The 17,302-nt window shown below is 69.6% G+C and carries 16 protein-coding genes and 1 tRNA gene; 7 read left to right on the top strand and 10 right to left on the bottom strand.

Going from position 1 to position 17,302, the window contains the following annotated elements:
• Positions 1 to 17 precede the first annotated feature (17 nt).
• Positions 18 to 1,592: a 2,3-bisphosphoglycerate-independent phosphoglycerate mutase gene (gene gpmI, locus NO345_RS03540; protein WP_256296546.1), complete on the bottom strand. Its 1,575-nt coding sequence runs from the start codon at positions 1,590 to 1,592 to the stop codon at positions 18 to 20.
• Between the two features lie 915 nt (positions 1,593 to 2,507).
• On the opposite strand from gpmI, the gene NO345_RS03545 reads away from it, so the two are divergent.
• The 5 genes from NO345_RS03545 to katG all read left to right on the top strand — a co-directional run bounded on the left by NO345_RS03545 (position 2,508) and on the right by katG (position 7,343).
• On the top strand, positions 2,508 to 3,539 hold the full coding sequence (locus tag NO345_RS03545; protein ID WP_256296548.1) for a lysylphosphatidylglycerol synthase transmembrane domain-containing protein: 1,032 nt from the start codon (positions 2,508 to 2,510) through the stop codon (positions 3,537 to 3,539).
• Positions 3,540 to 3,625: 86 nt separating this feature from the next.
• The gene (locus NO345_RS03550; protein ID WP_256296550.1) at positions 3,626 to 4,081 is read left to right on the top strand and encodes a 30S ribosomal protein S19e; all 456 of its coding nucleotides are present in this window, start codon (positions 3,626 to 3,628) and stop codon (positions 4,079 to 4,081) included.
• Positions 4,082 to 4,132: 51 nt separating this feature from the next.
• Positions 4,133 to 4,483 carry a DNA-binding protein gene (locus tag NO345_RS03555; protein ID WP_256296552.1) on the top strand — a complete coding sequence of 117 codons (351 nt, stop codon included), beginning with the start codon at positions 4,133 to 4,135 and terminating at the stop codon, positions 4,481 to 4,483.
• A complete protein-coding gene (locus NO345_RS03560) occupies positions 4,483 to 5,073 on the top strand; it encodes a DUF7411 family protein (protein WP_256296554.1) in 591 nt (196 codons plus the stop codon). Before NO345_RS03555 ends, NO345_RS03560 begins: the two co-directional genes overlap by 1 nt.
• 122 nt (positions 5,074 to 5,195) lie before the next feature.
• Positions 5,196 to 7,343, top strand: a complete 2,148-nt coding sequence (gene katG / locus NO345_RS03565) for a catalase/peroxidase HPI (protein ID WP_256296556.1) — start codon at positions 5,196 to 5,198, stop codon at positions 7,341 to 7,343.
• A 92-nt stretch (positions 7,344 to 7,435) separates the two neighbouring features.
• Here the strand turns inward: katG and NO345_RS03570 are convergent, their stop codons facing one another.
• From NO345_RS03570 to NO345_RS03580, 3 genes are all read right to left on the bottom strand, one after another.
• Positions 7,436 to 8,152 carry a transcriptional regulator TbsP domain-containing protein gene (locus tag NO345_RS03570; RefSeq protein ID WP_256297554.1) on the bottom strand — a complete coding sequence of 239 codons (717 nt, stop codon included), beginning with the start codon at positions 8,150 to 8,152 and terminating at the stop codon, positions 7,436 to 7,438.
• Between the two features lie 67 nt (positions 8,153 to 8,219).
• On the bottom strand, positions 8,220 to 9,251 hold the full coding sequence (locus NO345_RS03575; protein ID WP_256296558.1) for a DUF7972 family membrane protein: 1,032 nt from the start codon (positions 9,249 to 9,251) through the stop codon (positions 8,220 to 8,222).
• A 120-nt stretch (positions 9,252 to 9,371) separates the two neighbouring features.
• Complete coding sequence (locus NO345_RS03580) at positions 9,372 to 10,244, bottom strand: PspA/IM30 family protein (protein WP_256296560.1); 873 nt, start codon at positions 10,242 to 10,244, stop codon at positions 9,372 to 9,374.
• Positions 10,245 to 10,298: 54 nt separating this feature from the next.
• On the opposite strand from NO345_RS03580, the gene NO345_RS03585 reads away from it, so the two are divergent.
• Positions 10,299 to 10,901, top strand: coding sequence for an alpha/beta hydrolase (locus NO345_RS03585; protein ID WP_256296562.1), 603 nt, complete (start codon positions 10,299 to 10,301; stop codon positions 10,899 to 10,901).
• 1 nt (position 10,902) lies between these two features.
• Here NO345_RS03585 and NO345_RS03590 read toward each other — a convergent pair whose 3' ends face one another.
• The 6 genes from NO345_RS03590 to trmY all read right to left on the bottom strand — a co-directional run bounded on the left by NO345_RS03590 (position 10,903) and on the right by trmY (position 15,193).
• Positions 10,903 to 11,556, bottom strand: a complete 654-nt coding sequence (locus tag NO345_RS03590) for a P-loop nucleotide/nucleoside kinase family protein (RefSeq protein ID WP_368407840.1) — start codon at positions 11,554 to 11,556, stop codon at positions 10,903 to 10,905.
• 55 nt (positions 11,557 to 11,611) lie between these two features.
• A complete protein-coding gene (locus tag NO345_RS03595) occupies positions 11,612 to 13,129 on the bottom strand; it encodes a DUF4013 domain-containing protein (RefSeq protein ID WP_368407841.1) in 1,518 nt (505 codons plus the stop codon).
• 364 nt (positions 13,130 to 13,493) lie between these two features.
• Positions 13,494 to 13,889 (bottom strand): type II toxin-antitoxin system VapC family toxin, encoded by a 396-nt coding sequence (locus NO345_RS03600; protein ID WP_256296568.1) that lies wholly within the window; start codon positions 13,887 to 13,889, stop codon positions 13,494 to 13,496.
• A 218-nt stretch (positions 13,890 to 14,107) separates the two neighbouring features.
• Positions 14,108 to 14,180 (bottom strand) — tRNA-Pro (locus NO345_RS03605).
• A gap of 53 nt (positions 14,181 to 14,233) precedes the next feature.
• Positions 14,234 to 14,557 carry a hypothetical protein gene (locus NO345_RS03610; RefSeq protein WP_256296571.1) on the bottom strand — a complete coding sequence of 108 codons (324 nt, stop codon included), beginning with the start codon at positions 14,555 to 14,557 and terminating at the stop codon, positions 14,234 to 14,236.
• A 39-nt stretch (positions 14,558 to 14,596) separates the two neighbouring features.
• On the bottom strand, positions 14,597 to 15,193 hold the full coding sequence (gene trmY / locus NO345_RS03615; RefSeq protein ID WP_256296573.1) for a tRNA (pseudouridine(54)-N(1))-methyltransferase TrmY: 597 nt from the start codon (positions 15,191 to 15,193) through the stop codon (positions 14,597 to 14,599).
• A gap of 402 nt (positions 15,194 to 15,595) precedes the next feature.
• On the opposite strand from trmY, the gene NO345_RS03620 reads away from it, so the two are divergent.
• Positions 15,596 to 16,915 carry a tRNA pseudouridine(54/55) synthase Pus10 gene (locus NO345_RS03620; RefSeq protein WP_256296574.1) on the top strand — a complete coding sequence of 440 codons (1,320 nt, stop codon included), beginning with the start codon at positions 15,596 to 15,598 and terminating at the stop codon, positions 16,913 to 16,915.
• Positions 16,916 to 17,302 lie beyond the last annotated feature (387 nt).

Below are 17,302 nucleotides of genomic sequence, written 5' to 3' on the forward strand. Positions count from 1 at the left end.
CAGCCGGTCGCGGCGACTCAGGCGTCGTCCAGCAGCGTTCGGCCGGTCATCGCGGCCGGCTGCTCGACCCCGGCCAGTGCGAGCAGCGTGGGTGCGACGTCACAGAGCGAGCCGCCCTCGTGGACCCGCTTCCCGCCGTCGTCGCCGTCGGGCGAGAGGTAGACGAACGGGACGTCGTTGTAGGTGTGGGCGGTGTGTGGATCTTCTTCGGTGCCCATGTCGTCCGCGTTGCCGTGGTCGGCGGTCACGACCGCGTGCCCACCCGCGGCCTCGATCACCGACAGGAGTCTGCCGAGCTGGGTGTCGACCGTCTCGACGGCCTCGACGGCCGCCCGGTAGTCGCCCGTGTGGCCGACCATATCCGGGTTCGCGTAGTTGAGCACGAGCACGTCCGGGTCGTCGCGCTCGATGTACCGGATGGCCGTGTCGGTGACCGCTTTCGCGCTCATCCCGGGCGACTCGTCGTACGTCGGCACGTCCGGGCTCTCGATTATCTCGCGGGACTCGCCGGGGAACTCCACCTCGCGCCCGCCGTTGAGGAAGTAGGTGACGTGGGCGTACTTCTCCGATTCGGCGATGCGGAGCTGCGTGAGCCCGGCGTTGGAGACGACCTCGCCCAGCGTGTCCGCGGGCTGGCGCGGGGCGAACGCGACGGGCAGGTCGAACGTCTTGTCGTACTCCGTCATCGTCACGACTCGTGTCTCGGGTGGCTCCGGCCAGTTTTCGACGGGCTCGTCCTCGGGTTCGATGTCCGCGAGCATGCGGGTCAGCTGGCGCGCGCGGTCGGACCGGAAGTTGAAGAACAGCACGGCGTCGCCGTCGGCGAGGCCCGCGTGCTCGCCGACCGTCGTCGCCGCGACGAACTCGTCGGTGTCCCCGCGCTCGTAGCTCGCCTCGACGGCAGCCACCGCCGTCTCGGCGTGGTGCTCGGCCTCGCGGTCGACGATGGCGTCGTACGCCGCCCGGGTGCGCTCCCAGTTCCGGTCGCGGTCCATCGCGTAGTACCGGCCCGTGACGCTGGTGACGTGGCCCGTCCCGTACTCCTCGATTACGGATTCGAGGTCTGCGAGGGAGCCCGCGCCCGACCTCGGCGGCGTGTCCCGCCCGTCGGTGAACGCGTGGGTGACCGCCGGTGTCCCGCGCTCCGCGGCCAACTCGATGAGCGCGTGGAGGTGTTTCTGTGCCGAGTGGACGCCGCCGTCGCTCACGAGCCCCATCAGGTGCACCCGGCCGTCGTGGGCGTCCGCGTGGTCGAACGCCGACGTGATGGCCGCGTTCTCGTCGAACGCGCCGTCGGCCTCGTCCTCGGGCGCGTCCGGCTCCCCGCGCCAGCGTGCGATGGCGTCCTCGATGCGGGTGTACTCCTGCATCACCACCCGGCCCGCGCCGATGTTCAGGTGCCCGACCTCCGAGTTGCCCATCTGCCCGTCTGGGAGGCCGACGCGCCGGCCCGTCACCGAGAGCCGCCCGTACGCCCCGTCTCGGCTGATCCGGTCGAACACCGGCGTGTGGGCCGCCGCGACGGCGTCCCTGTGGTCGCCCGGGTCGTCGTTCAGCCCCCAGCCGTCGAGGATCACGAGTGCCGTCTTCATGTCTGTGGGGTCGTGGGACGGGTCAATGAATCGTTCGTTCGCCAGGTGTGCCCGCTGGAATCGGTGCCGCTGGGATGGTAGTCCCCACAACAGGAACATCCTGGACTGCGAACGGCAGAAAGCCCCCGTCATCAGTACGAACTCTCGCACCACGAACAGCCAGAAAGCCCCCGACTGCTCGACTACTGCGGCTCGCTGCGCTCCTCGTGCCTGCGGTGCTTGCTTCGCCTCGAACGTCGAGCAGTCGGCCCCCTTCAGTCCCACCCCACACAGCTCCGCACCTCGACCCTCCCCAGCCGACTGCGTCCCCGGAAATCGGAGATTTCCGGTGGGCTCACGAGACGCGAGCGTCTCGTGACCGCTCCTCACTGCGTTGCGGTGCCTGAGCGCTACGCGCTCAGACTCGCGGGAGCTTCGCTCCCGCGTCGCTCGCCCCTCGCGCGCTGAGAGGCTCGCGGCCTTCGGCACGCTCGCCAGCGCGCGCGCCAGCGTCGAAAGTTTACAACTTTTGTAAACTTTGGATGGTTCGACGACGCCGCCACCGGCCACACGGCCAAGACACCCCGCGCCGGCAGGCGCGTGGGTGTCGAGGGGGAGGGCTGGCGCGGTGCGGTCGCGGTGCTGTGCGGGGTGTCCCCGTGAGCGAGCCTGCGAGCGAACGGGGGCTCGTCGGAGCTTGCTCCGACGGTGGGACTGAAAGCGGTGACGTGCCCGTCGAGCGAGCCGACGTAGGCACCGGGACGGAGCGGGGAGTGCAACGGGCCACAGCCGACAATCACGTCGAACCTCGTGCCTGTCCGCGGCTCCCGCACGTCCCACGACTGTCGGGTCGTCCACCCACCCACACGCCGAGCAACCCACACTCCCGCCCGACCCAGGCGGTGGCTTCAAGCATCCGACGGCCGACCTGTCACTATGGCTGGAGACTGGGACTACCGCGCCATCGTGGCCGGCTTCGTGGGTGCGCTGGTCGTCCTCGCCGTCGTGCTCTGGGTCGTCGGCGTCGGGGAGATCCTCGCCCAGCTCGCAACCGTCGACCTGCGCTTTGCGGCGGTCCTGCCGGTGTTCGCACTCGGCTGGCTGTTCTGCTGGGGGCTCGCGCTCCGGTCCGTGCTGGGGACACTCGGTATCCAGCTGTCGGTGGCGAAGGCGTTCCTCGTCTTCCTGGCGGCGACGTTCGTCAACAACATCACGCCGTTCGGACAGGCGGGCGGCGAGCCGTTCACCGCGCTCCTCATCGCCCGCGTCTCCGAGAGCGAGTACGAGACGGGGCTGGCGGCCATCGCGAGCGTCGACGCCGTCAACTTCGTCCCCTCCATCGCCATCGCGTTCGTCGCGGTGAGCTACTACGCGGTGACCGTGGCGGTGACCGACCGGCTGGTCGACGTGGCGCTGGTGATGGTCGGGCTGACGCTCGTCGTGGCCGTCACGGCGGCGCTGGCGTGGCGCTACCGGTACGGGCTCGAGTCGCGTGCGGTCCGCGTGGTCTCACCGGTGGTCCGCCGAATCGGACACGCCGTCCCCCGGGTGACCCCGCCGAAGCCGCGGGCCATCCGTCGGCGCATCGAGAACTTCTTCGCGACCATCGAGCGCGTCGCAGGGGACCGGCGCGCGATGGCGACGACGCTCGCCTTCTCGACCGCCGGCTGGCTCATGCTCGTCACCTGTCTCTGGCTCTCCTTTTTCGCACTCGGGCTCCGGGACCCGAACCTGCTCGCGGCCGCGATGCTCGGGGTGCCACTCGGCGCGCTCGCCAGCGTCACCCCGTTGCCGGGCGGGCTCGGCGGCATCGAGGCCGTGCTGCTGATGGTGCTCCCGACGGTCACCGGCGTCGGCGCGGCGACCGTCGGCGCGGTCATCCTCGTCCACCGGGTCGCCTCGTACTGGATCCCGATGCTCGTCGGCGGCGGTGCCACGGCCGCCCTCGGCACGGCCCAACAGGGTTGAGAGCCCCCGACGACGCCCGTCTCCGGGACCGCCGGGCCGGCAGGAAGACGATGCCCTTTTAACCTGCGCGAGGGAACCAAGATGCAATGACGACGATGTACGACGTTCCGGCCGACGACCTCATCGAGGCCGTCGCCGCCGAACTCGAGGATCGACTCGACGAGCCCGACTGGCTCGAATTCAGCAAGACAGGCGTCGACCGCGAGCTCCCGCCGGAGCAGGAGAACTTCTGGGCCATCCGTTCGGCCTCGCTCCTCCGCAAGGTCGCCGACACCGGCCCCGTCGGTGTCGACCGTCTCTCCACCGAGTACGGTGGCTCGAAGAACGGTTCGACGCGCTACCGCGTCGCCACCGCCCACCGCACCAACGGCTCGAAGAAGGTCATCCGCGTCGCCCTCCAGCAGCTGGAGGAGGAGGACCTCGTCGAGACCGCCGACGGCGAGGGACGTCGTATCACCGCCGAGGGACGCAGCTTCCTCGACAACATCGCCGCCGACGTGATGGAAGAGCTCGACCGGCCGGAGCTCGAGCGCTACGCCTGACGGCCGCGAACAGTCGAAACGATTTTCCTCCGCAATCGACAAACGGGTAGTATGAGCGGCAGTCCCGACGACGACGAACTCGAGGAACTTCGCGAGAAGAAGATGGAACAGCTGCGCGAACAGCAGGGCGGCGGCACCGACACCGAAGCCCAGGACGCCATGCGCGAGCAGGCCGAGGCACAGAAGCAGGCGCTCCTCCGGCAGTACCTCACCGACGGTGCCCGCAAGCGACTCAACTCCGTCAAGATGTCCAAACCCGACTTCGCCGAGCAGGTCGAACAGCAGGTCGTCGCCCTCGCACGGTCTGGCCGTATCCAGGGCCAGATCGACGAGGAGAAGATGAAGGACCTGCTCCGCGAACTCAAGCCCGACTCCCAGAGCTTCGACATCCGCCGGCGCTGATGCGACTGGGGCTGCTCTACAGCGGTGGCAAGGACTCCACGCTCGCCGCGCTGCTCTGTGACGAGTTCTACGACGTCACCCTCGTCACCGGCCACTTCGGCGTGACCGACGACTGGGAACACGCCCGCGACGCCGCCGAGGCGGTCGGCTTCCCGTTCGAGCGTCTCGAGCTCGACCGCGAGGTCGCCGAGGACGCCATCAGCCGGATGCGTGCCGACGGCTTCCCCCGCAACGGCATCCAGCAGGTCCACGAGCACGCGCTGGAGCGGCTCGCGGCGCAGGAGTTCGATACCATCGCCGACGGAACCCGCCGTGACGACCGCGTGCCGACGATCTCCCGCGCGCAGGCCCAGAGCCTGGAGGACCGCCACGACGTCGACTACGTCGCACCGCTCTCCGGCTTCGGCCGCAACGCCGTCGACAGGATCGTCGAGTCGAAGCTCTCCGTGACGGTCGGGCCGAGCGAGGAGATCCGCCGCGCGGACTACGAGGCAGAGCTCCGGCCGCTGCTCGCCGAGCTCGACGGGCCGGACGCCGTCAGCGAGGTGTTCCCGGACCACGACCAGACGTACGTCACCGGGACGGACTGAGGCGCGCCGTGGTCGTCCGGTGCCACCTTGATTCGGGAACTCTACAGATAATTTTTGATACTACGAAGAGTTCGTCCCCGGTTTAGACACTCTTAACTGGGTAAAGCAACAATTTCTCTACGATGAGTAAGACCAACCAGGAATGGTGGCCGGAGATGCTCAACGTGGACATCCTCGACCAGAACGCCCGCGACCTCGGGCCGGAGGACGAGGAGTTCGACTACGCGGAGGCGTTCGAATCGCTCGACCTCGACGAGGTGAAAGCCGACATCGAGGACGTGATGACCGACTCCAGGGACTGGTGGCCCGCCGACTACGGACACTACGGACCACTGATGATCCGGATGGCCTGGCACAGCGCCGGGACGTACCGAACCGTCGACGGCCGCGGCGGCGCGGGCGGCGGCCGACAGCGCTTCCCGCCGCTCGACAGCTGGCCGGACAACGCCAACCTCGACAAGGCGCGGCGACTGCTCTGGCCGGTCAAGCAGAAGTACGGCCGGAAGCTCTCGTGGGCCGACCTGCTCGTGCTCTCGGGCAACGTCGCCCTGGAGTCCATGGGCTTCGAGACGTTCGGCTTCGGCGGCGGCCGCGAGGACGCCTGGAAGTCCGACGACGCCATCGACTGGGGTCCCGAGGAGGAGATGGAGACCTGGGACCGCTTCGACGAGGAGGACTTCCTGCAGGAGCCCCTCGGTGCGTCGGTCATGGGCCTCATCTACGTCAACCCCGAGGGCCCCGAGGGCGAGCCCGACCCCGAGTGGTCCGCTGACCGCATCCGCCAGACGTTCAGCCGGATGGCGATGAACGACGAGGAGACCGCCGCCCTCATCGCCGGCGGCCACACCTTCGGGAAGGTCCACGGTGCCGAGGACCCCGCGGACAAGCACGGGTCCCCGCCCGCGGACGCCCCCATCGAGCAGCAGGGACTCGGCTGGCAGGTCGAGGGTGCCGACGGTCCCGTCAAGGGGAGCGAGATGATCACCAGCGGCATCGAGGGCCCCTGGACGCAGAGCCCCATCTCCTGGGACATGGGCTACCTCGACAACCTCCTCGACTACGAGTGGGAGCCCCACAAGGGCCCCGGTGGTGCGTGGCAGTGGAAGCCGGTGGACGAGGAACTGGTGGACACCGTCCCGTCCGCCCACGACCCGTCGGAGACGGACACGCCGATGATGCTGACGACGGACGTCGCCCTCAAGCGGGACCCGGAGTACCTGGAGATCATCGAGCGCTTCCAGGAGAACCCCGACGAGTTCCAGGAGGCGTTCGCGAAGGCCTGGTACAAGCTCATCCACCGCGACATGGGCCCGCCGGGACGGCTGCTCGGCCCGGAGGTCCCGGACGAGGAGATGCTGTGGCAGGACCCAATCCCGGACGCCGACTACGAACCCGTCGGTGACGAGGAGGTCGCAAAGCTCACGGAGGAGCTCCTCGACTCGGACCTCTCCACCTCGCAGCTGGTCAAGACCGCCTGGGCGGCGGCGTCGACGTACCGCGACAGCGACAAGCGCGGCGGCGCGAACGGCGCGCGCATCCGCCTCGAACCCCAGCGGAGCTGGGAGGTCAACGAGCCCGAGGAGCTCGAGACCGTGCTGGGGACCCTCGAGGAGATCCGGACGGAGTTCAACGAGTCGCGCTCGGACGGGACGCGCGTCTCGCTGGCCGACCTCGTCGTGCTCGGTGGCAACGTCGCGGTCGAGCAGGCGGCGGCCGACGCCGGCTACGACGTCGAGGTGCCGTTCGAGCCGGGCCGCGTGGACGCCAGCCAGGAGCAGACCGACGTCGAGTCGTTCGAGGCGCTCAAGCCGGAGGCCGACGGCTTCCGGAACTACGTCGCCGACGAGGCCGAGCGCGACCCGGAGGACATCCTGGTCGACCGGTCCGAGCTGCTGAACCTGACGGTGCCCGAGATGACGGTGCTCGTCGGCGGCATGCGCTCGCTCGGCGCGAACTACGGCGACACCGACCTCGGCGTGTTCACCGACGAGCCGGGGACGCTGACCAACGACTTCTTCGTCACCCTGCTGGGCGAGGACACGGATTGGGAGCCCGTCTCCGATGAGCGCCGGGAGTTCGAGGGCTACGACCGCGAGACGGGCGAGCTGGCGTACGAGGCCAGCCGCGTGGACCTCGTCTTCGGGTCGAACGCCCGGCTCCGGGCCGTCTCGGAGTTCTACGGTGCCGACGATGCCGAGGAGCAGTTCGTCGAGGACTTCGTCGAGGCGTGGAGCAAGGTCATGCAGCTCGACCGCTTCGACCTCGAGTGAGGCCCCGATAGCTGCGGACTGCGGCTCCGTGCCGTCTCGTCACGTCGTGACCGTTCCTGCTTGTCTCGAAAGACGACCACCGGCGGGTCCGCTCAGCTCACGAGCGTCGTCGTCACGGACGCCACGTCGGCCGCGGGTGCGTCCCGGAACTCGGGGCGGGCGAGCGCGAACCGGTCGGCCGCGAGGACGCCGGCGGCGGCGAGCTCGTCGCGGTGGTTCGCGACCGTCGCGGGGCTCGCGATGCCGTTGGTCGCGGCCCAGTACTCGACGGTGGCGACGTCCATGTCGGCGCGGGCGGCGGCGACGAGGGCGACCGTGACCACGTCGGGGCCGGGCCCGTCGCCGCGGGTGGTCGCCATCGCGGCGTAGAGGGCCTCGAACTCCTCGGCGGTCGGGTCGCCGAGGCTCTCCGCGATGGAGGCGGTGAGGGCGTCGAGAGTCGCCTGGTCGTCGACGGCGGCCCGACCGGGCACCGGCAGTCCGAGGCGGACGTAGGCCGCGCGGGCGATGAGCATCGCCGCGACGCCGTAGGTGGCGGCGAAGAGGAGCTTCAGTGCCGGCGAGAGCGCGGTCTCGACCAGGAGGTAGCCGACCAGCACGGCGGCCAGCCCGAGGGCGATGAGTTCGAGCGCGACGATGGCGAGGTTGGCCGCGGCGTCGCGCCCGACCGGCTCGTCGGGCGTCCGGAACCGGGCGTCGGACAGGAGCTGGTCCCGTCCGTCGCTGGCCGTGAGTCGGCCGCGCCAGAGCTGGACGAGGCCGACGCCGAGCAGCCCGCAGAGGCCCACCGCGATGACCGGAACCCACATCACGGCTGTTGGGTCGCACCACACCGACTATACGCTTGTGGCCGTCGCCACCGGTGATACCGGCCGCTCAGGCGCCCTCGTAGTCGAACGAGCGGTCGGTGTCCCGCAGGATGAACGGGCCGATGGAGAGGGTGCGCTTGGCGACCGTCGCGATGCGGAGCACGTACGCGAGCAGGATGGCGAACGGGACGACGGCGACGGTGTTGGCGACCGCAAACACCAGCAGCACGTCCGCGACACCGAGGGTCGAGCCGGCCAGCCACGGCGCGGTCGGGTCGAAGAAGGCGAGTACGGTCGTCGTGACGAGCAGCGCGGGCACGGCGGCGTAGCTCATGACCCGCGAGAGATCGACGAGCTCCCACTGGAAGTACAGCGTCTTGATGTGCTCGCGGGCGGGGCCGAACAGCGAGAGCAGGTCGACGAGGTCGTCGAGCGCCTCCTGTGCCTCGTCGGAGAGCGCATCGCCGTGTTGCGCGCGGAGGCGCTTCGCGGCGTAGAGCTTCCACGAGTAGTTGAAGTCGAGTGCGGCGGACACCACCTCGAAGTCACCGAACTCGGTGCCCCGAAGCGAGTCGCTGGTGGTGACGGCGTTCGACCGGACGGCGTCGGTGAGCTCGGTGACGTGATCGGCGACCTCGCCGTCGTCGGGCGCGGCGTCCGCGAGTGCCTCGGCGCGCTCGTCGGCGGCGTCGAGCATCGCCGCCAGGAACTCGGCGGGGTCGGCGGGCGCGATGGCGAGGCCGATCGCGTCGGCGACGTCCTCCCGGAACGTCGTCGCGCCCTCCATGCGCTCGCGCTGGTCGCCCGCCGCCCCGAGCTCCTGGGAGAGCACGAGCTGGTTGAGCGTCAGGACCAGCGTGACGCCGGTGACGATGGCGGTGACGTGCGCCTGGAACAGCGTCTCGACGGGGTCGCCCGCGGTCAGCTGTGCCGGGCCGGCGGCGGCCAGGCCGACCACGACGGTGCCGACGAACACGAACGCCGCGATGCCGGCCGCGAGGACGCGTCGGTTCATCTCGAGGAGCACGTGCAGCTTCCGGCTCGACGCCGGTGCACGACTGCGCATGCTGTCGTCGCTCCCGCCGTCGGCTTCGTCCATACCGGTGGCGACGGTGATGACGGTGAAAAGCGTGTGGTCGAACTCCGTAGGGTTGCCCGTGCGGGCAGGGAGGGGTGGCGGCTCGGGGACGGCGGCGGGATGGGAACTGTCGGCGGGCGGCTACGCGTCCGAGTTCTCCTCGTCTTCGAGCTCCTCGAGGTCGGCCTCGACGGCCTCGTCGCCGGAGCCACCGGATTCGGCGGCGTCCATCTCGGCCTCGAGCTCCTCGAGGTCCGCGGAGACCTCGTCGTCGCTGCTCCCGGCGTCGGCGGACTCGGCGTCCGCGGAGCCGCCGCCCTTGCCCATGTCGGCCTTGAGCGTGTCGAGTTCGGCCTCGACGTCGCTCGACGAGCTGAGCTGCTCGAGCTCGCGGTCGATGGAGTCCTTGTCGGAGAGCTGGTCGTCGAACGCGCCCTCGTCGTACAGCTCGTCCATGGCGGCCGCGCGGGCCTCCATGTCCTGCGTGCGCTCCTCGGCGCGCTCGATGGCCATCCCGACGTCGTCCATCTCGTCGCCGACGCCGGTCATGGCCTCGGAGACGCGGTTGCTCGCCTCGGCGGCCTCGTAGCGGGCCTTCATCGACTCCTTCTTCGTGCGGAACTCCTCGATGCGCTGCTGGAGCGTCTCCTTCTTCTCGACGAGCTGGTCCTGCGTGCCCTGCAGGCGTTCGATCTGGCCGTCGAGCTCCTCCATCTGGCGCATCTTCGTCTTCTTCTTCTCGAGCGCACGGCGGGCGAGGTCCTCGCGGTCCTGCCGGACGGCCTCGCGGGCCTGCCGGTTGTGCTTCTCGACGTCCTCCTCGAGGCGTCGCTTCTGCATCTCCAGGCGCTTCTTCTGTGTCGTCAGGTCGGCGATGCCGCGCTTGACCTTCTGGAGCTGGTCGCGCATCTGCTCGTAGGAGTAGTCGAGCGTCTCCGTCGGGTCCTCGGCCCGGTTCAACAACGAGTTGATCTTCGACTTGAGGACGTACGACGTCCGCGATAGTATTCCCATGTTGGTTTATTTCACTCCGTGAACTTAAAAACGTCACTCTCCGAAGGTGTAGGTGTGACAGCCGAAACAGTTCTCGTACCCGGGGCCAGGGAGGTCCGTGCGAGCCTCGACGAATCGGTAGCCGACGCCGACGCCTGCGTCGTCGCGTGCCCGCCGCACCCACAGCACCGCGGCCACCGCGGCGACAAGCGACTGGTCGCCGTCGCCGACGCGGTGACAGCGGGTGGCGTCGACTGCCTGCGCATCGACTACGGCGACTGGGACGAGGGCTACGGCGAACGCGAGGACGTGCGCAACGCCGTGCGCTGGGCGGCCGACCGCTACGACCGCGTCGGACTGTTCGGGTTCAGCTTCGGCGGCTGTCTCTCCATCCTCGCCGCCGCGAGCGTCGACGTCCCCGTCACCGCGGTCAGCGCGCTCGCCCCCGCCGACCGCCTCGCCGACGACCTCGACGCGGTCGCCGCGCTTACGGACATCGACTGCCCGGTGCAGATCTGCTACGGCGAGCGCGACGACGTCGTCGACTGGGAGCGCATCGTCGAGCGTGCGGAGGAGCTCGGCATCGAGACAGTGCGCTTCGGCGCGGACCACTTCTTCGTCGGCCAGCACGGGAAGGTCGCGGACGCGGTGTCGGAGTTCCTGCTGCGGGAGCTCTGAGTCACTCCCCCGCCGGCACGCCCGACGGCTCCGCCACCGGGAACAGCTCGTCGACCCGGGCGAGCGTCGCCTCGAGGTCGCCGGAGTTGTCGACGACGACGTGGTCGCACTCGACGGGGTCGAACAGCTCGCGGAACCGCGAGTGCAGCTCCGGGTCGGCGTCGCTCTCGTCGTCGGTGCGCTCGCGGATGCGCCGACGTGCGACGGCCTCGTCGCACTCGACCTTCACGAGCCGGAAGTCGACGCCGAGGTCGGCCGCGAGGTCGACGACGTCCTCACGGAAGCGGGCCTCCTTGAACGTGCCGTCGAGCACCGCCGTCTCGCCGTCCTCGACGGCCTCGCGGCCGCGGGCGAGGAGTTCGGCGTACACCGCCAGCTTCTCGGCCTCCGTGTACTCGGGGTCGGGGAAGAGGTCCTTGCGCACCACGTCGGTGCGGACGAGCCGGCCGTCGACGCGGTCGGCCACCGCCTCCGCGATGGTCGTCTTGCCCGCACCGGGCAGGCCACAGACGACTAGCAACATCGGCCACCGTCGCATCCTGTGTGGGGTGTGGTCGTCCGCGAGCGCGCGGTGGTTCGTCGGTCCGCCCATCCGTGTCCGGCAGTGTCCCCGTGCCCGGCCGTCATTGGGAGACAGACGACGCCGAGCGCACATGAAACTGTGGTATCCGGTTCGCGACGCGGGCGGGACTGACCGGGCCGCAGTGCCCTCACGTCCCGATGTCACCCGGAGCCTGGTAGATATCCGCGTACGCGTCGGCGAAGATCTTGAACGTGACCGTCATCACGTACTTGATCTTCAACGGCGTCAGGACCACGGTGATGAGCTGGACGACCGGAATGATTGCGATGACCACCGAGATCGTCCCCGCGATGGACGTGACGACCCACACCTTCAGCCACGCGATGAACCAGGTCCCGCTGACGAGGACCTTGGCCAGTTTCGGCGAGAAGCCCGACAGCATCGAACCGGTGTCGGCGAACCTGGCGAGCCCGGCGAAGCCCGCGTAGCTGAACAGCGCCGTCAGCCCGAGCCAGATGAGGACCCCGGTCAGCAGGCTCCCGAGCCCCTGCTGGAAGTTGCCGTTCAGGATCGCCGTGATGCTCCCCAGCACGAACACGACGAACGCGACGATCGGGATGACGCTGTACATGCCGGCGATGATGGTACCCTTGAGGCCGTCGACCAGGAGCTCGCCCGGGTCCGAGAACGACGGCGGCTCCGGGTCCCCGGCGAGGCGCTGTCGTATCACGCGGACGTAGTACCCCAGCAGCAGCAAGGCCGGGAGGAGGAAGATACTCAGGTACTCCAGGACGGTCCCGATGGCGATGGTCTTCCACCAGCCCTCCTCGTTCATCGGGTACTTCATGTCGGTGCCGAGGCTGTCCGTCCCCCGGGTGTTGGGCTCGTGGCCCGCCGGACGGTCCACGTCCTCGGTGGCTGCCCGGACCTGTGCCCCGCCGCCACCGCCTGTGGCCTTCCGGGGCGGCTCGCCGTCGTGCCGCCGCTGCTCCGTCCCGGACGCCTGCTCCCGGGGCGGTGACCGCTCCTCGTGGTCGACGGGCTCCGTCCGCGTCGTCGTCCCACTGCCGGTTGTCCCGTCGTCGACGGGCTCCTCGCGTGGCCGCCGGTTGTCGGTCTCCGGTCGGCCGCTCGAGGCCGGTGGACTGTCGGTGCGCTGGTCCCGACGGTCGTCACGGCGCGCCGGCTCGTCGCGCCGGTCGCGGTCCCGATGTCTCGGCTCCGGGTCCGTGTCGTGACGGGGCGGCTCGGGTTCGTCGTCCCGCCGTCGACCGTCCGACCCGTGCGCCCGACGCTCGTCGTCGTGCGGTCGGCCGCGGTCGGTGGACCGCTCACGGCGGTCGCGGGCCTCGCGACGGTCGTCGCGACGGTTCGCGTCGCTCTCCCGGCGTCGACGGGTGTCGCCACGGGGCTGGCCGTGGTCGTCGCTGCGTCGACCGTCCCGACCCTGGTCCGCGCTCCGCCCGTCCGTCCGGCCCGTCCGTCCGCCCTGCCGCCCGCCCCGTTCGTTCGCCCGACTGTCGTCGTTGCGCCGGTCGCCACGTCGTCCCGACCGGTCCCTGTTCGACTCCCGTCTGTCCGTGCTGGCGGACGCCGACTGGCCCCCGTCCCGGTCACGCCGACCCCGGTTCGAGTCCGGCGACGTCTTCCCGGTCTGGTCGACCCCACAGCGGGGACAGACGTCGGTCGACGGGTCGAGACTCACACCGCAGTTGCGGCAGTCGCGCTGACCGCTCCCGCCGCCGTCGTCCCGCGACCGACCGTCGCCCCTCGAACCGTCGTCGCTCCGCCGACGGGTCGAGCGAGCCGCCCTGTCCCGACCGCCGCCGCTCCCGCGGCGTCCAGATCCCGACCCGCGGTCGGACGACCCTCGACGCCGGGCGTCTGCCTGTTCCGCCCCACAGCGGGGACAGACGTCGGTCGACGGGTCGAGACCCACACCGCAGTTCGTACACTCCCGACGCCCCCCGTCTGTCCGCCGGCCATCTCCATCGTAATCCCTCGGTGACATTCGCAACTGGTACCCACTGCGCGAAGCTGTCACTTGGGCGTACTGGCCGCGGCAGCCCTCAGGGCTCGGGTGCGACCGCACCCTGGGTATGCTTCCGCTCGTCGAACGTCGCCAGGTCCACACCGATATTCGCCGCCATCGCGAGCAGCGTCCAGTCGTTGTTCGTCAGGTCCTCACCGCGGTCGGTGCCGTCGCGCATCGCCTTCGCCAGCCCGAAGTCGTCCATGTCCGCCTCGTACACGTCTATCTCGTCCACGATGTCCGCACAGGCCTCCTTGACCGCCGCCTCGTCCATACCCGCACCGTCGACGAGGATCGACTGCAGCTCGAGCATCGTCAGCGTCGACGTGGCGATGTCGTCGGTCCCCTCGAGGAACCCCCGAGCCGTCTCCCCGTGCTCGTCGTCGGCGACCAGCGCGGCGAGGAAGACATCGGTGTCCACGAGGGTCATCATAGCCGTTCCTCCCTGACCGCCTCGACCGGGTCGACGTCGGCGTCGGCGAAGCGACCGAACAGGCTGTCGCCGAGTGACTCGTCTGACGTGGCGTCGTCGTCGGCTGACTCGTCCATGGCTGGGGATGGGTGGGCGGTAGAGGAAAAGGGTTCGGCCCTGGAACGTGTGGGACGTCGTAGACGTGACGCACGGCTCGTCGGTGCAGAATGCGGGAAAAGTGGGCCGGCGCGAATTTGAATCGCGGTTACGGCCACCCGAAGGCCGAAGGATACCAAGCTACCCCACCGGCCCGCATTCGAGATAGACGGGTGGGCGACTTTTAACGCTTCCGAAACGCCGGACGACTAGCGGTCGACGCGGAGTTCGTCGAGGTGGCCCTCGAACCGGAGGTCGTGGCCGTGGACGGTGGTCACGCGCACCGCATCGGAGGAGAAGCTGGATTCGACGCGGTACTCCTCGCCGTCGTCGCCGGCGACGTAGATGGTGGAGCCGCCGATGTAGCTGGTGTCGGCGCTGGTGACGTCGCCGGAGACGGTCTCGGTGGGGGCGGAGCCGTCGCCGGTGTCGCGCTGGAGATCGAAGTGGACGCGGTCGTTCTCCTCGACGTCGTCGAGGCCGGAGTCGAGGACGGTGCCGAGGTCTGTCGGGTCGGAGTCGTCGGCTGGCATCGTCCGACCGTCTCTCCCGCGAGTACTTAATTTCGACCCTCAGAACGTCGTATAGCCGTCGGTGTCGAGGTAGTGGTGTGCGACCGTGACGGCGTGGTCGGCGTGCAGCAGCGTCGGCCCCAGCCGGAGCCGCTCCTCCGCAGTCTCGCCGAGCAGCTCCGCCTCCGCGTCGGTGAAGTCGCGGTGGTCCGAGAGCACGAACGTCGGGTTCTCCGGTGGTTCGGCCTCGTTGGCGGGCTCGCCGTCCTCGTGGAGCTGGACGACGGTCCCGTCGCGAGCGCACTCCTCGAGCACGACATCGAGCCCCACCCGCCGGATACTGATGCCCGGGGACGACTCGGCGGGCTGGTGGCCGATGGCATCCTCGCGGTGCTCCAGCGCGGTGCGAATCAGTGCCGCCGTCGACCGCTCGTCCGGGTGCAGGTTCCGTACCGACCCGCCGTCGACGGTCACCGTGAATTCGTCCTGCAGCACGAGGTGGACCCGGACCGCCTCGCGCAGGCCGTGACTCGTGAGGAACGCCGCGTTCAGACACCGACAGAGCAGGTCCAGCCGGCCCGCATCGCTCGCCAGCGCGTCCAGCGAGAAGTCGGGGGTCGTGGGCACCTCGTGACCGCAGATGACGAACTGTCGCATAGCATCGAGTGTGGCCGGTGTGGGTTTAGTCGCGTCGAACCCGCTCTCGAAGTGTGGCGTGTAGCCTGTCCCTGCTCGTGATGCTGCGGGGTCAGTTCCGGCAGCGTGAGAACACGCTCGAACCGCGCATATCCAGGAAGCCCCGCGACGCTCGACTCGGGGGGCTCGCTCTGGTCCTCGTTCCTGCGGTCCGACGAGCCCCCGTTCGTTCGCAGGCTCGCTCACGGGGACACCCACCGCGACGGCACCGCGCCAGCCCTCCCCCTCGACACCCACGCGCCTGCCGGCGCGGGGTGTCTTGGCCGTGTGGCTGGTGACCGCGTCGCCGAACCAGCCAGCACCGACGACGAACGGGACACGGGAGATAGCAAGGCACTAACGCACAGCGCCGCACGCACAGGTATGGACGACTTCGACGACGCGGTCCGGGCCATCCTGGCGACCGGGCCGGTCTGTGACGCCTGTCTGGGGCGGCCGTTCGCGGACCGCAGCTTCGGGCTGACGAACGCCGAACGGGGGAAGGGGCTGCGCGTCTCGCTCGCGCTCGCCGAGGACGAGCCGTACGAGCCCGTCGACGCCGACGGGTGCTGGGTCTGCGAGGGACTCTGCGACCGCTTCGACGAGTACGCGGAGCTGGTCGCCGACGGCCTCGCTGACATCGAGTTCGAGACGTACCAGGTCGGGACGCGCGCGCCGCCGCTGGTGGAGGAGAACGACCGCCTGCTGCGGGAGGACGCCGGACTCGAACCCGACGCGGGCGAGCTGTTCAAGAGCGAGTTCAACCGCGAGGTCGGCAAGCGCGTCGGTCGCCTGACCGACACCGAGGTCGACTTCGAACGTCCGGACGTGCTCGCGCTGGTGAACCTCGACGCGGCCGCCGAGGAACCCTCCAGCCACGCCGTCGAGGTGCAGGTCAACCCGGCGTTCGTCTACGGGCGCTACCGCAAGCTCGAACGCGACATCCCCCAGACCGAGTGGCCCTGCCGCGAGTGCGGCGGCTCCGGCGTCCAGCTCGGCGACGACGGCGAGGAGCCCTGCGACCACTGCGGCGGCTCGGGCTACCTCTACGACATGAGCGTCGAGGAGCACGTCACGCCGCACGTGCTGGAGGCCATGGACGGCGACGAGGCGCTGTTCCACGGCGCGGGCCGGGAGGACGTCGACGCGCTCATGCTCGGGACGGGCCGGCCCTTCGTCGCCGAGGTCAAGCACCCCCGGAGCCGCGAGCCCGACGTCGAGGCGCTGGAGGAGCGAATCAACGAGGACGCCGCAGGCGCAATCGAGGTCGAGGGACTCCGGCTGGCCACCCACGAGATGGTCGAGCGCGTGAAGGAGCTCGACGCCTCGAAGACCTACCGTGCCGCCGTCGAGTTCGACGAGCCCGTGGACGAGGACGCGCTCGCCGACGCCATCGCCACGCTCGACGGAGCCACCGTCCGCCAGCACACCCCTCACAGGGTCGACCACCGGCGCGCCAAGCTGGACCGCGAACGCACCGTCTACGAGATCTCGGCCGAACTCGACGACGACGACCGCCACGCCACCGTCGACGTCCACGGCGAGGGCGGCCTCTACATCAAGGAGCTCATCAGCGGCGACGAGGGCCGCACCGAGCCCTCGCTCGCCGGTCTGCTGGGCGTCGGCGCGACGGTCACCGCGCTCGACGTGCTCGCCGTCGAGGGCGAGGACGAGCCGTTCGACGACCCCGAGTTCCTGCGATAGCTCCCAAACTGTTTTCGTCGTGGGGTTCGTTGACACGGCACGAGGGGTCACCCAATGTGCCACCATGATATCGAGATAGAACACACCGCCATCGAGGACATCGAGGACGACAGCTCCGACGAGGACGCCGACAACGAACTGGCGGAGATGCCCACCGCCGCCGACGACTGAGTACACCTGCACTTCTTTCGAGACGCGAACTGACGGTGAGCGATTGCTATCTGACCAGCCGGGTGGCGCGCGGCTGTCTCGGAATCGCGGAGCGATTCCGATGGCCAGTGAGAGCTTGCTCTCACGCTGGCGAGCGTGCCGAGCGCAGCGAGTTCTCCGCGAACGCAGTGAGTGGAGGGCAGCGAGACGACGGAGGAGTCTCGCCAGTCTCCCGAG

The organism is Haloarchaeobius salinus, assembly GCF_024464185.1.
Taxonomy (GTDB): domain Archaea; phylum Halobacteriota; class Halobacteria; order Halobacteriales; family Natrialbaceae; genus Haloarchaeobius; species Haloarchaeobius salinus.

Excerpts from the sequence above, each read along its gene's own strand:
- gpmI (WP_256296546.1), bottom strand. The coding sequence starts at position 1,592 with ATGAAGACGGCACTCGTGATCCTCGACGGCTGGGGGCTGAACGACGAC.
- NO345_RS03545 (WP_256296548.1), top strand. The coding sequence starts at position 2,508 with ATGGCTGGAGACTGGGACTACCGCGCCATCGTGGCCGGCTTCGTGGGT.
- NO345_RS03550 (WP_256296550.1), top strand. The coding sequence starts at position 3,626 with ATGACGACGATGTACGACGTTCCGGCCGACGACCTCATCGAGGCCGTC.
- NO345_RS03555 (WP_256296552.1), top strand. The coding sequence starts at position 4,133 with ATGAGCGGCAGTCCCGACGACGACGAACTCGAGGAACTTCGCGAGAAG.
- NO345_RS03560 (WP_256296554.1), top strand. The coding sequence starts at position 4,483 with ATGCGACTGGGGCTGCTCTACAGCGGTGGCAAGGACTCCACGCTCGCC.
- katG (WP_256296556.1), top strand. The coding sequence starts at position 5,196 with ATGAGTAAGACCAACCAGGAATGGTGGCCGGAGATGCTCAACGTGGAC.
- NO345_RS03570 (WP_256297554.1), bottom strand. The coding sequence starts at position 8,152 with ATGTGGGTTCCGGTCATCGCGGTGGGCCTCTGCGGGCTGCTCGGCGTC.
- NO345_RS03575 (WP_256296558.1), bottom strand. The coding sequence starts at position 9,251 with ATGGACGAAGCCGACGGCGGGAGCGACGACAGCATGCGCAGTCGTGCA.
- NO345_RS03580 (WP_256296560.1), bottom strand. The coding sequence starts at position 10,244 with ATGGGAATACTATCGCGGACGTCGTACGTCCTCAAGTCGAAGATCAAC.
- NO345_RS03590 (WP_368407840.1), bottom strand. The coding sequence starts at position 11,556 with ATGTGCGCTCGGCGTCGTCTGTCTCCCAATGACGGCCGGGCACGGGGA.
- NO345_RS03600 (WP_256296568.1), bottom strand. The coding sequence starts at position 13,889 with ATGATGACCCTCGTGGACACCGATGTCTTCCTCGCCGCGCTGGTCGCC.
- NO345_RS03610 (WP_256296571.1), bottom strand. The coding sequence starts at position 14,557 with ATGCCAGCCGACGACTCCGACCCGACAGACCTCGGCACCGTCCTCGAC.
- trmY (WP_256296573.1), bottom strand. The coding sequence starts at position 15,193 with ATGCGACAGTTCGTCATCTGCGGTCACGAGGTGCCCACGACCCCCGAC.
- NO345_RS03620 (WP_256296574.1), top strand. The coding sequence starts at position 15,596 with ATGGACGACTTCGACGACGCGGTCCGGGCCATCCTGGCGACCGGGCCG.